The sequence below is a fragment of the Metabacillus halosaccharovorans genome (genome assembly GCF_002019635.1).
GTDB lineage: Bacteria > Bacillota > Bacilli > Bacillales > Bacillaceae > Metabacillus > Metabacillus halosaccharovorans.
Window position 1 is genome coordinate 1,806,654 of sequence record NZ_KV917372.1, and the last position, 14,233, is coordinate 1,820,886.

Here is a 14,233-nt window from a genome sequence, read left to right on the forward strand (position 1 = left end):
AAGGAGGAATAAACATGGCGGATATAGATTTACCATCTGATTATGTAGCTTACCCTGAATCCCATGTATTAATTGCCGGTCATTTTCTTGTAAAGGATACATATCAAACAAAAAGGCAAGCCGGAATGAACGATTGGTTGATTACATTCACCCTAGATGGCGAAGGTTATTTTAAGACAGGTGATGAACATATAAAATGCACTCAAGGGGATGTGACAATATTAAGGCCAACTGTTCCCCACCAATACGGAACAAGCAGGGGGAAAACATGGCACTTTTACTGGGCCCACTTTTCTCCTGAACTCTTTGAAACCAACTATCTATCAGATAAACGCCTTGTAAATCTTACAATAGAAAACGAATATATTCGCAATAGGATCAACCAATCCTTTGAAAAGCTTATTCAAGATTATCGAGAGAGACAGAGATATTGGTATGAGTTATGTGAACTTTCTCTAAAAGAAATTCTATTATTAATTGCCCAAAGACAAGAGCAAGCGTTGGATTCACGTATTGAAGAGGTTCTTCATATCCTTTCCAAACAAATGAAGGATTCTATTAGCATTAATAAATTAGCAAAAAGTGTAAACTTATCTCCTTCAAGACTTTCTCATTTATTTAAAGAAAATGTCGGACATTCAATTCTTGATACATTGAAACAAATGAGACTAAATCAAGCTGCTCTTTTGCTCGAACATACGGATCGATCTGCCTCCGAGATTGCCTATGAGGTTGGATATCAAAACTATAACTATTTTGCTATACATTTCCGTAAGCGTTACGGTGTCTCACCAAGAGAGTATAAAAAAATCCTCCGACTAATAGAACCTAATTATTGGTCCTATTAGTTGAAGGATGATGGAAAAAGAGGAATATTATTTATAATATCCACGAGATTAACTCATGCCAGCACTTGGTTCAATCACCAGACCATCTTCTACCTCTTCTACTTTTACAAATAGTGGTCTTTCACTTCCGTGAGGTGTATCAGGATAATGCGTGCAGATATACAATTGCCCCTGGAAGTCACGGAAGAGACTGGAGTGACCAGCATTCCGATCCATTAATAAGCCCTTGTCATGTGTCCATGGTCCTTCTATCTTACCTGAAGTTGATCTTGCCACAGCTACAGTATAACCACCATAACCGGCATCTCCAAAGTTTGGAATGGAATAGCTTGACCATAACATCATTAAATCTCCGTTTTTCGCATGATACATATACGGTGCATCAGTTAAAAATCCATTCTTTTCAATCCGGGGATCCCCAAATTTGCGGATCCATTCCATATCTGCTGCATTTACTATTTGTACAGCCTCTCCCTTAGCTTGTGTTAAATCTTGGGTTAATTGAATGGCTTTTATTTTCCCTTCATATTCTTGTGTCCATTCATGACAGAAAACGATCCACCTCTGTCCTTGTTTGTCTTCATAAAATGTTCCATCTAAGCATTCCCAATCCTTAGGTGTTACAGGACCATTACTATGAGGCTTGTATGGACCGGCAGGATGGTTAGAAACCAAAATACCTGTACCGCGATGCTCTCCTATTCCTCCTTTAAAGGTAGCAAACATATAAAAACGCCCATCAATTTCGAATACCTCAGGAGCCCAATAATGCCGTACTCCCCAAAAACCTTTCGAAGGCTGAAATGCAACATAAGGTCCTTCCCAATTGTTTAAATCTTCTCCGACGTAGACTTCAAAAATTGGTTCCTTATCTCCGCATCCATCAGCAAAGGTTGTTCCAAATAAGTAATATTTCTTTTCCTTTTCAAAAGGAAAGACAAATGGATCTCTCATATGGATCTCATCTGTTTTTACTTTCTTTATTGTTCGAAATCCTTTTTCCATACATTCCACCACCTAATTCTTTACGATTTCCTGATGCCACATGTCATTTATTTTTTTTATCTCTGATAACTCACATTTTGGTTCACGACTATAGGTTAAAAGCCCGTTAATTTCTTGTTCAACATCAGTCAATTGTGTATAGCAATAACCGTGAAGAGCTTTTGAAGTATAAACTGCTTCCATCACTCGTTTGTAGTCACTTATAAATTCTTCTTTATTACTTACAGATGTATACCCCCACCCTGAGTCCTCACCCAGTTTAAAACCAATTCCTCCAAACTCAGTCAAAATGATCGGCTCTCCTCGGTATTCAAAACCATTAGCATAAATTTTACGTTTTGCAGGCTGTGATGTAAGGATATTCTCTTTCGTTACTATAGACTCTTTAAATGCTTCATATTTTGCCGCTTCATCCTTATTGCCATGATTATAATTGTGAACGGCACAAATATCAGATTTTGTCATTTCCCAGCCATCATTTGAGATGACTAGACGGGTCGTATCTATTGAATGAATCATATGATACATGGCAAGAGAATGATGCTGTTCCTGTTTATCGGCACGAACTCCCGGAATTCCCCAACTTTCATTTAAAGGAACCCACGCAACAATTGAAGGATGATTATAGTCTCTTTCAATGATTTCAAACCATTCTCTTGTTAATCTAGCAACAGCATCTTCACTATAAGAAGCAGAAGCTGCACACTCCCCCCAGACCAAGAAACCTAATTGGTCTGCCCAATATAAAAATCTAGGATCCTCAACCTTTTGATGCTTTCTGCAACCATTGAAACCCATTTCCTTTGCAAGCTCAATATCTTTTTTCAGATCCTCATCTGAAGGTGCCGTTAATAACCCTTCCGGCCAATAGCCTTGATCTAGAACCAACTTCTGGTAATAAGGCTTATTATTTAAATAGATCATTCCATTTTCAGTATGAATTTTCCGCATCCCAAAATAAGAATCTATTTGATCCAATACCTGTTGATCATCTCTCAAGATTAATTTCACATCGAAAAGATTTGGATTTTCCGGTGTCCAATTCCAACCATCGTGGTGAAAACCCGTTCTAAAGATTTTCCGATTATATAAATGTATTGTTCGTTTATTAAATCGTTCATGAATATCGATACAATCTTTGGCAATAAGTTCATCTTTGAATCGAATTTCTACTTCTGCTTTTTTCCCTTGGTAATCACCATTCACTTCAAAATCAAGTTTAATCTCTCCATTATCTACATCTGGTGTAAACCTTACTTTTGAAAGGTGTGAGGAACTTACAGGTTCCAGCCATACCGTTTGCCAGATTCCAGTTGTCCGCGTATACCAAATGGAATCAGATTGTTCGACCCAATATTGTTTCCCTCTGGGAATTGTTTCATCTGTTGAAGGATCTTCCACTCGAACAACGAGGGTTTCTTTTCCTCCGGTCAAATAATGTGTAATATCAAATGAAAATGACACATGGCCACCTTCATGAAATCCAACAAGCTGTTCATTGATATACACCCATGCACGATAGTCTACCGCTCCAAAATGTAAAATGATCCGTTTCTCTTCCCAGCTTTTAGGGACCTCAAATTCACGACGATACCAAACAATATCATGAAATGCCGAATCTCCTATAGTACTAAGCTTTGTTTGATAAGCAAAAGGAACGTTGATGTTTTGATTATATACCTGTGATTTATTAAACCACTTTTCTTCTAACCCCTTATTTTGATCATCAAAAGCGAAGTCCCAAATGCCATTTAAATTGATCCATTCTTTCCTTACTAATTGAGGACGCGGATATTCTTTACGATCGATCATTTTTTTCTCTCCTTACGAATCTATTATTTTATTCCAGAGTTAGTGACACTTTTCACAAAGTATTTGTTTGCATATAAAAATACGATAATGGCCGGAATTGTTGCAATAACGGTCGAAGCCATCATTTTGGCAGGGTTCACAAAGTTTGAACCTTGTATTAAGCTTGCTATCCCTGTGGTAATTGTTCTCATTTCATTTGAATTCACAACTAATGACGGCCATAAGTAATCATTATATATATTCATAAAGGTGATAACCCCTAGAGTCATGACTACCGGTTTAATTGTTGGGAAGATTACCTTCAGCAATATATCCCATTGATTTGCACCATCTAGATAAGCCGCTTCCTCCAATTCTTTCGGAAAAGAAAGTAGAAAGTTATAAATAAGAAATACACCAAGTGTGCTGGCCGTGTATGGAAAGATAAGTGGTACAAATGTGTCTAACAAATTCACACTTTTAAACAGGTAAAAGGCCGGAAATAGCGTGACAATCCCCGGAATTGTTAGAGCACCTACTACTAGAAGAAGAATGACCTTTTTCCCTGGAACATTAAGCCTCGCCAATGCATAAGCAGCTAGTATATCAACGATAACGACCAAAACTGTTCCAATTAAGGTAACAATCCCTGTGTTGAACAACCATAATATAATTGGTGCTTGAGAAGCATCTGTAAACATCTCCGTATAATTTACCAGCGTCCATTCCTTCGGCAGAATGGACGTACTTGACATGGACTCTCCCAAAGTTTTAAAAGAAGTAAAGATCATCCATACAAGCGGAAGTAAAAATAGTATTGAGAGAAACACCGCAATGATAACGATCGGAATCGATTTTTTATTGCTTTTTTTCATTTTGAGGTCACTTCCTTAAATTCCTTCTTTTTGTAAGACATCCAAAACTGAGCACCCGTTACCAGCATCATAACAATTCCCATTAGCATGGCCATTGCTGAGCCCACACCCAGTTGATTTAAATTAAATACCGTTTGCTGAGTATTCATAATTAGTGTAGTTGTTGATTGCTCAGGACCGCCGGCCGTAATAAGCTGTGTTTGTCCATACAAATTAAATGAGGCGATAACAGTTGTAATTAGAATAAAAATGCTCACATTTTTAATTTCAGGAAGAGTGATATATCTAAATGTTGCAAATGGCCCGGCACCATCTAATCCAGCCGCTTCATATAAGCTTCCATCTACCTCGTCCAACGCATTCACAAATAATAGCATGTTAAATCCAATGGTCCACCAAACAGTTGCAATGAGAATCGTTAACCATGCATATGGCTGTTCTCCCAGCCAATTTACTTGACTACCTAAAAGATTGTTAATATAACCGCCATTTCCATTAAATAGCCATAAAAAGATTGCTGAAACAGCTGTTACAGATACAGAATATGAAAGAAAATAAATCGTTCTAAACACCGGCTTTAACTTATCAGGTAAATTATCTATTACCAGCGCAAGACCAAGACTAATAATGATTAACGGTGGTACGCTAATCACGACAAAGACTAATGTATTCATTAAACCTTTCATAAAAAGCTCATTATAAATCGTTCCTGAAGTGAGAATATTGACGTAATTTTTCAATCCTACAAACCCGTTATTTCCATTAGAAATGTTCCAATCATGCAAGCTGATCCATACTCCAAAAAGGAGAGGCACTAGCCAGAACATAACAAAAAACAAAATGAATGGAGATATCATCAACACAGCCCAATTTCTTGAAGATTTTTTGTTAAACATTTGGTTACCTCCATGCTTATGATTTTTTGCCCTTCTTGTCTTCTTATTTTTTAGGTTCTGCATCACCTATTTGTTTTGCTAAATCTGTCGCTTTATCTAGTTCCACCATTAATTGCTCTTTAGTAAAGTTTTTATTGGAGACTATTTTTGTAAAAACAGTTGTGTTCATATAACGAATTTGTTCTCCAAATAAATACACTTGTGGAGCAGGAACAAATGCATCAAATTGTTGAGTATTCGCATAGGCCACTTCATATTTCTCCTTGTTTTCTTCCATTAATTTTATTGTCGGTAGATGTAACGGGGCTTGTCCTCCCTCAGCCCAATTGATCAAATTCTCTGGAGTATACAGATAGTGTAAAAATGCCGAAATACCCTCTAGAACTTCAGGGTCTTCCACTTTGGAAGATAAAGCGATTGTATGAGAATTCCCGTATACTGCCTGTTTTTCTCCTAACTTAGGGACAGAAGATACACCTAGCTTATTACCATACTGTTCCTTTGCAGCACCGTAAAACCAAGGGCCTGTTAAAGCAACAGCTGTTTGGTCAGTACCTCCTCCTGCATTTTGCTTCATAAACGATTGAAACTCTCCGTCAAGACCAAGTCCTGAAGGTGATATCTTATCTTTCCAAACCATATCGTGAAATTGCATTAATGCATCAGCAAATTCAGGTTTGCTAAAATTCAAATAATTATCTTTTTTCAAGTCAATTCCGTTTTGAGCTGCGATCGTTAACATATAAAATTCAACTAGACCACTTGACGGAACTCCTAAAGCGTATACATTTTTGTTTTTAGCCTGCAATGTAGCATTTAACTGGATTATATCTCCGTAGTTTGTGATTTTTTCAGAAACAAGATCTTTGTTATATAACATGGTTAAAGGATGAATATCTAGAGGCGCAGCAAATAATTTTCCGTCTAGTTTCATTATCTTCTTTCCTGCTGGATGAAAATCAGTTTCCTTAACTCCGGCTTTTTCCATAACCGTTGATATATCCTGAATTAAGCCGTCTTTTTTATACGTTTCCAGGTTATTCCCATGAATAACTACCAAATCATAGTTTCCCGATTTAAACTTTGTATAATGATCCTTTTCCTGAAGTTCAACGATATGATATTTATCTTGTGCGTGATTAAATCCATCCGTAATCTTCTTCATATAGGCTCCATCGCCGCCTGTAAAGCCATTAATAAAAGCGATTTCAATTTTTCCCTCTTCTATATTTGAAACGTTTCTTTCATAATATGATCGATAGAGAAAATACCCACTAAAGAATAAAATGAGTGATGTAATTACTAAAATCCATTTTCTTTTCGTCACATGAATCCCTCCTCTTGCCATTATTATTACATGATTTATTATAATAAATCAATGTTTTTTATTATAATAATTTATATAATAAAAAAGCGTTCCGTGTAGGAACGCTTTATTCATTTACCAACGGTAAGGAATATTTTATTTTCATAATGAGGTCTTGTTCATAGTTACCGAATTGACTGCCAAATAAATTGATTCCTCCCATATTTACGGAATCTTTTTTCACCCCAAGTCTTAAGGAAATATAAGGTTTTTCCAAGAGCTCCAAATCTTCGATAGTGGTGTTGGATATTTTTACTCCATCAATAAAGCTGCCTTCATGGTTTACTTTCCATTTTTTCAATAGACCGTACTGGGTATTATGTGTTTCCCACCAACTTGGAGTTAAGAACCCCCTCTCTCCTCCGAAGTCACCTGGAGACGTCCAATAACCCAGCTCTTTATCATTAACCCAGCACGTAATATCTGATGGCCAATCCGCTTTGTGATAAGGAGCTTCAGAACATATCTCTACTGAAAAATATAATTCTTCAATATTGACTCCATACGGGATTCTGTTCGGAAAATGGTATTCAACAAAACCTGAGCGAAACCAAATTAATTGCGCCTTTTTCCTTTCCGGTTCATAAAAAGAGCGAGGGTCGTCAAGAATATGGATAATTTCTTGATCACCTAAAAGTCCGCAAGATGGATCAACTTCACAATTAACATATTCACCAATAGGCATTTCAAACGTTACTGAATCCTCATTTACCTGTTTAGGCTCCTCTAAGTTTATAATAATTCTGTCATATAGTTTAGTGTTAATTTTTTGGCTTCCACGCCCAGGAATCATTTCTGTACTTATTAGTCCTGCTTCCTCCAATTTTTTCACGTTCACAGCAGCCGTACTAAATGGAATCCCTAGACGATCAGATAGTTCATTTACATTTTTCGGACCATCAGCCAATATCTTAATGATCTGCATTCGTTGTTCATGACCAAGTGTTTTACATATTTCTATAGCTTCATGTAAAGTTAATTGTAATGTTCTCACGATACCCTCCATTTTATTACATGTTTTATTGTTATAAAAATTATCTTAAATGGTAGAGTATATGTCAAGGGTTGTAATAAAAATATTATTCATACTTCCGAGAGCAATCGTCTGTATTCAGATTTCACTTTCATTATAAACTACTATCACTATATTAATTCCCATTCTTCTTCTCAATCGCTTCATTTATTTTTTCATTTCCTTCGTCCACATATTCACGGTATTCCTCATTACCACTATCAACACTTTCTCTATAAAGCAGATTCCCCGTATCGACTGAATAACGCCATTTTTTATTTTCGTAATCTATTATTGCAGAGAACATTTTTGATGCTGGGTGATCATAATCATCAAATCTCTCCTTCAAGTATGCTTGTGCTTCCTTCATGCGCTCTTTCTCACGATTGCTTTTTTCTTTCATGCTTTCTTTTGTATTTTGAGCAAGCTCCTTTTTTTCTTCCTTTAAATTGAATGCTTGTTCTTTTCCAGCTTCTTTCCACTCAGTCCATTGTTGTTGAATTTCTTCATATTGAGCTCGCATATAATCATTTAATTCCTTCTCTGAATTTACATATGTAAACTCACCATTACCCGCGTTTGCTACTTCCTTTAAAAGAGTTTGGCCTTCATTGTCGACATCAAACCCAATAATATTCACAACTGTTTGAATATCTGCTGAAACTAAATTCTCAGCTTCTTTGACAGGTTCACCATCACAAGTTTCAATTCCATCACTTACAACGTATACAACAACATTATCTGTATTTTCAGGGATATCGTCCTTTACAGCTTGCAAACCAAGAGCAATAGGTGTCCACCCTACAGGCTTTACCTGACCCAATGCTTGTTGGAATGTTTTTTCATCAAAACTTTCATTATATAAGTTTTCAGTACTACTACAAGATATTTTTTTATCAGCATCACTATTTGATCCTTTATGACCGTATACACGTAACGAAATAGTTGCATTCTCTGGTACTTGTTTCGCAAATTCCATAACCGCATCCTTTGCAGCATCCATTCTCGTTTTACTTCCTGCTTTTGCTGCCATACTTCCACTTGCATCTATTAAAATAGCATAGTGAGCTGTTTTTAAAGTAGGAGTATCCACTGTTTCATCCGGACGATTAATCGATACCTCCACACTCGAATCAAATTGAAGCAGTGTCTGCATTTCTTCATGATAATCCTCAGTAAATAAATATAAGAGCTCCTCCATATACTGCTCTTCTGTGAGATCATCAGGTAATTGGTCAAGTGCTTCTTTCACTTTTTCTTCATCATATTGTTCACCACTAAAAATCCCGGGGTGGCGCAGCATTTCCTTTTCTATGTCGGTTAACTCCCGATCAATTTCTTTAATCTCATAGTAGCTTGCTTCCTTAGGTGTATATGAGTTTTCTTTTTCAGTTTCCTTTGGTTCAGCATCTGTTTGTGCCGGTTGAACTTCATCTGAAGAACAAGCTGACAGCATGATCATGAGCATTGCTATCCCCATTAAAAGCCTCTTCATTTTCTCTCTCCTCCTTCTTGTTACAAAAATAACAATGATTTCATATTACTTTATTTTCAAGTGAATTTTTCCCATATTAATGAAAAAGGGAGAAAAGTATTATGTTGTAATTTTTAGATCATTAGCTCTAGGTCTAAGTGTGAAAAAAGAGTTAAAAAAATCTCCGTAAATGTTGATGAAACAACAACTTTTACGAAGAATACATTTTCCTTCAAAAAATAGGTCTAATTCCCCAGTACATCATACTTCCACTTAATACAAGGCTAAAACTAATCAATCAATAACTTGAATACAACAGGCTTATCACTACTAACGTGATCTATAGTAATTTCCAAATCATTTTCAGACTAATTTACTCTTTCTTCCCTTCTCAATATATGACAAAGATTACGATTTTTGAATTGGGAAATAAAGTGTATACCTCTCATCTGTCACATCTGCTAACGGAATAAATTTAAAGTTTACCGACTGATTTTTAGTTTTATATGTTCCATCATTCCAAAAACTATGGTGTCTTTCGTTATGAGAAGTTAAGAAAGTATCTGGTTTTTTATAATCTCCTACAATTTCCCTCTCCTCTTCAACTAGACCTGCTAAAACAAGTGGTCCATCCATTAACGCTACCATATTTTGTGAACCTGGCAGTAAAGAGGCAGAAAGTTGTTTTGGAAATTCCAGTGTGACCTGATCATGTTTCCATATTTCTTTCAAAAGAATAAATGAAGATTCGATCATATACTCTACTTTTTCCCCATTAATTTTCACAGTGGGTTCCCCTTTCACCCACCAAGGAATACGAATTTTCATCTCAAATTCAACTTGTGTATCGCACTCTATATGAATTACATGCAAATACCTATCAGGTCGATCACTTGGAATTTGCGGTACATGTACAAATTGAATTTGCTCAAGCCCACTTTTATGAAATGTTCGAATAGGACCAGCTCCATCTTGAGTACTATTACGTAATTCTAGTTTTACATTTGTTTCCCCATACTTAAAACTAGTTCGTGAAGGAATAAATTGGCTGATCGTTATTCCATTTACTTGCCTTTGAAAAATACATTGATCATATGATGCTTGGGCTTGAACAAGTGTTCCATGACAGCACCAAAAATGCTTCGTGGAACTTCCCCAGTTCTTTTTGCTTCCAGGTCCCATATCTAAAAAATATGAAACCATCCCCGTCTTCTTGTTCTGTTGCGACATGATCCCGTTATATAAGTTTTTTTCCCAGAAGTCAGCATACTTTACATCTCCGGTCCAACGGTATAAAAATTGGGAAAGACGCATCATATTGTAAATAACACAATGTTCCTGTGCTAAGCCTAATCTTGCAGTTAGATTTTGAGGGGGTGTCCATACTTCACCACAAGAAACTCCACCTGTACAATATGTTCCCCTCTTCACCACTGCCTCCTCCCAAAAAGCCTCAACAATGTTACGCCAGCGTATTTCTCCAGTTACCTCCCAAGCACGAGCAGCTCCTAATATTTCCGCTACTTGCGTGTTTGCATGTTTATTTGTAAGAACATCCTTATCTTCAAGAAGTGCATCAAAAAATCTTGGGCGATCATACCGTTTGATTAATTCAAGATGTTCAGGCTTTCCAGTAAAATCATATAAATCCACCCACGCTTCAAGCATTCCTCCTGTCTCATAATCTAAAATCATATCCAGTTTTTCTCTTGTGAAAAATGTAGTCCAATTATAAAACCACTTTGAGAAACGGTCTGATATGTGTAAGGCTTCATCTATTTTCATCATTCTGTACACATCATGTAATCCCATAAATATTTTATGGATGGTATAATGTGGCGCCCATACTTGTCTCCCTTCCAATATCCTCTCCATATAACTCTCTGGAATTGCCGCTACCCATTCTCCGCCGTTTGCTTGCTGACATCTCGCAAGCTCCTGAACGATAAATAACGTTTTAGCTCTAAGCTCTTGATCACCCGTTTGTCCATAAACATATGCTGAAGCTGAAAGCCAATGTCCTAAAAAGTGACCGCGCAGCTCACAAGTTGGAGACTCCCAACCCCAATGCCATGTTTCCGGTCCTTTTTCTTCATCGTCACTATCAAAAGAAGTACTAGCGCTTCCACTGTAACTCCATAAACCCGCTTGAAGATAAAAATTTCGTAGTAAGTTTTCCGTTGTTAAACTTTTAAGATATGAAGCATTCAAATTAAAACGGTCCAAAAAAGGGCTATCAATTAACTTTATTGAACCCTGTTGAAACTCTTTAAAATTCACTAACATCATCTATCACTCCAACACCTTTAGCATCTACTACATTTATTGAACCGAAGAATCCTACTTTAATCTTCTATTTTTAACAACTCATATATGCAATAAAGAACGTACAAGTTCAACTATAAAAACTAAGATCATTTAACTAAAATGAATGAACATTGGCTCCCCATTGTAAACAACCTTTTGTTGAGTGTAAGTAGGACCTGAGCTATTAACTAATGTAAACAACAATTCTCTAGAGCTCTTCATCCCTTGAAAAGAACCACAACGTTTTTCTATTACTAGGCGATTTTCATCTTCTTCCCAGCGTATAGGTATGGTGGAAAACTCCCCCTGCTCATAGCTGTAATTGTCCCCTTCATCTTCGTATAGCACAAAACTTCCATCTTGCCCTTTATAAACCTTTAATTCTAAAGGTTCTGTTAACTCTTCGGAGCTGTATTGAATATTGGGACCCATAGGTACAATAGATCCGGCACGTACATACAAAGGCATTGTTTCAAGCTCAGCAGATGCCTCAATTTGTTGACCGCCAGACATTCGTTGATCTGTCCAGAAGTCATACCAATCTGTTCCGGAAGGTAAATATATATGGCGTTTCATCGTTGCATTTTCAATTTTAATTGATCCGCTTTCGTAATACATTGGATCTGTAACAGGATTTACTAAGAAAGCAGGCCCAAACATATATTGGTCTTTAATGTCATAGGTTTTCTGGTCATGGATAAAGTCAAATGCTAACGTTCGCATCATTGTATAATCCTGATGAGTGACCCAGCCAGCTATTGAATAAATATATGGTAACAAGCGATAACGCAGCTTAATAAATTTCACAATCGTGTCATAGAACACCGTACCAGGCTCACCAAATCTCCACACCTCTCTTGGTGTATCTGTCCCATGGCTTCGGAACATTGGTAAAAATGTGCCATATTGCAACCATCTCACATAAAGCTCACGATACCCTAAATCTTCACAGCCTTCTTGAAAATCTCCATTCCAAAACCATTGATCTTTCTTCGCAACAAAAAAAGCACCGATATCCACTGTCCAGTAGGGATTCCCGGTTACACAGAAATTTAATCCATCGGCAATCTGATTTCGCATTGTTTCCCAATTGGCAGCAATATCTCCAGACCAAGTAATCGTTCCATACTTATGCTGGCCAGCAAAAGCGGACCTAGTTAAGTTAACAACTCGCTTCGTTTCTGTTGTACTCCGTTGTCCTTCATAGATACCCTTCGAATGAAGAAGCGAATAGGCATTAATAAAACCAGGATCCAAATATTTTTTTGATTCTTCCGTGTTAATCCGAAGCCTTTCTTCTGGTTCAGGTTTTACTTGCCCTCCCCAATCTGCTTCGAATGGTTCTGTACAATCGCACCACCATGCATCAATGCCATGTGAGAACAATCCATCATTTGCCTGTTTCCAATATAGATCACGCGCTTCTTGACGAAATGCATCATATGTTGCTTGATTCCCAAGAAGATACCCTTTTTGCTTCATTTCCACATGATTTGGCCCATCATTATTCATAATTGGCCAAATAGAAACCATCAGTTTTGCATTCAACTCATGAATATCATCCATCATTTTTGTTGGGTTTGGAAAACGTTCAGGGTCAAAGGATTTTTGCCCCCAAAGCTCTCCAGTCCATGACATCCAATCAAGTACAATTGTATCAAGAGGAATTTCGCGTTTTCTGAACTCTTTTATCGTCGAAATTAACTCTTCTTGTGATTTGTACCTCTCTTTGGACTGCACATAACCAAAAGCCCATTTCGGTAATAGTGGTGCTTTTCCTGTGAGATGACGATAACCTTTTACAATTTCATCAAACTGAGGTCCATAAATAAAGTAAAAATCCATTTCACTATCTATATCTGTCCATATATATGATCCGTGAATATCATCATGGAATGTCATCAATGAATAGCTGTCTACAAGGATTCCGTACCCTTTAGTAGAGACCAAAACAGGTACCACCGCTTTCATGTTTTGCTGATATAGATATTGATAAGTGCCTCTTAAATTTAAAATACCTTCCTCGTGGGAACCAAGACCATAGATAGCTTCATCATCTGCCCATTCAAATTCGAGTTTAGTATGATAAGCGGTTCGATCAATGATATGTTTTTCTGGAAGGGCTTTAGCACGAGCACCATCAACATTTTGTGAATTCTGAATCTCTGTATTTTCATCAAAAACAGATTTAACCACTTCAATAGGGACAAGTGTTTTTCCACCACGTTCCGGTTCCTTTGTTAAAACCTGACCTGAAGAATCGGTATAAGTAAAAGCACACGTTTGTTTATTGATTTCAATTTGTACATCGCTTGTTGAAAACTTGACAACATTGTCTGTTTCCTGCACTGAAAATAGAACAGGTTCCTGTGCATTTTTTTCTACGATGAGGCTTTCTTTTATAGCAATCTCTTTCTCTACTGTATAACGGATACGAATAATTGAATTCGTATATGGAGTGATTTTTATCCTTCCATTTGTACTTTCAATTAATAAATGATCTACATTGCACTTATAATTCACTACTTGCATGATACATACCTTCCTTTATCAATTTATCTTGTACAGAATAACAGAGAAAAAAATTTGAAACCTGGGAATAGAACCCAGGCTCACTTTTATTGTCTTTTTCATAAAGGAAGTAACTCCCCACTCGTAC

10 protein-coding genes are annotated in these 14,233 nt (G+C 36.8%); 1 reads left to right on the plus strand and 9 read right to left on the minus strand.

Translation table 11 applies throughout. The annotated features are described in order from the left end of the window. Positions 1 to 14: 14 nt before the first annotated feature. The gene (locus BK577_RS22820; protein WP_078435051.1) at positions 15 to 848 is read left to right on the plus strand and encodes a helix-turn-helix domain-containing protein; all 834 of its coding nucleotides are present in this window, start codon (positions 15 to 17) and stop codon (positions 846 to 848) included. A 48-nt stretch (positions 849 to 896) separates the two neighbouring features. On the opposite strand, the gene BK577_RS22825 is transcribed toward BK577_RS22820, so the two are convergent. The 9 genes from BK577_RS22825 to BK577_RS22865 all read right to left on the minus strand — a co-directional run bounded on the left by BK577_RS22825 (position 897) and on the right by BK577_RS22865 (position 14,106). Continuing rightward, the gene (locus tag BK577_RS22825) at positions 897 to 1,853 is read right to left on the minus strand and encodes a glycoside hydrolase family 43 protein (protein WP_078435052.1); all 957 of its coding nucleotides are present in this window, start codon (positions 1,851 to 1,853) and stop codon (positions 897 to 899) included. Between the two features lie 12 nt (positions 1,854 to 1,865). Further along, the gene (locus BK577_RS22830) at positions 1,866 to 3,665 is read right to left on the minus strand and encodes a glycoside hydrolase family 2 protein (RefSeq protein WP_218970502.1); all 1,800 of its coding nucleotides are present in this window, start codon (positions 3,663 to 3,665) and stop codon (positions 1,866 to 1,868) included. A gap of 23 nt (positions 3,666 to 3,688) precedes the next feature. Further along, positions 3,689 to 4,519, minus strand: a complete 831-nt coding sequence (locus tag BK577_RS22835; protein ID WP_078435053.1) for a carbohydrate ABC transporter permease — start codon at positions 4,517 to 4,519, stop codon at positions 3,689 to 3,691. Next, positions 4,516 to 5,415 carry a carbohydrate ABC transporter permease gene (locus BK577_RS22840; RefSeq protein WP_078435054.1) on the minus strand — a complete coding sequence of 300 codons (900 nt, stop codon included), beginning with the start codon at positions 5,413 to 5,415 and terminating at the stop codon, positions 4,516 to 4,518. Before BK577_RS22840 ends, BK577_RS22835 begins: the two co-directional genes overlap by 4 nt. A 43-nt stretch (positions 5,416 to 5,458) precedes the next feature. Beyond that, positions 5,459 to 6,742 carry an extracellular solute-binding protein gene (locus tag BK577_RS22845; protein ID WP_169908451.1) on the minus strand — a complete coding sequence of 428 codons (1,284 nt, stop codon included), beginning with the start codon at positions 6,740 to 6,742 and terminating at the stop codon, positions 5,459 to 5,461. Positions 6,743 to 6,848: 106 nt separating this feature from the next. Continuing rightward, the gene (locus BK577_RS22850) at positions 6,849 to 7,775 is read right to left on the minus strand and encodes an ArsR/SmtB family transcription factor (protein ID WP_139367423.1); all 927 of its coding nucleotides are present in this window, start codon (positions 7,773 to 7,775) and stop codon (positions 6,849 to 6,851) included. A gap of 154 nt (positions 7,776 to 7,929) precedes the next feature. After that, entirely contained in the window at positions 7,930 to 9,288 is a 1,359-nt protein-coding gene (locus tag BK577_RS22855; RefSeq protein WP_078435057.1) for a VWA domain-containing protein, read from the minus strand. A 387-nt stretch (positions 9,289 to 9,675) separates the two neighbouring features. After that, positions 9,676 to 11,553 carry a beta-L-arabinofuranosidase domain-containing protein gene (locus BK577_RS22860; protein ID WP_139367453.1) on the minus strand — a complete coding sequence of 626 codons (1,878 nt, stop codon included), beginning with the start codon at positions 11,551 to 11,553 and terminating at the stop codon, positions 9,676 to 9,678. A gap of 132 nt (positions 11,554 to 11,685) precedes the next feature. Next, positions 11,686 to 14,106: a glycoside hydrolase family 31 protein gene (locus BK577_RS22865; RefSeq protein WP_078435059.1), complete on the minus strand. Its 2,421-nt coding sequence runs from the start codon at positions 14,104 to 14,106 to the stop codon at positions 11,686 to 11,688. Positions 14,107 to 14,233 lie beyond the last annotated feature (127 nt).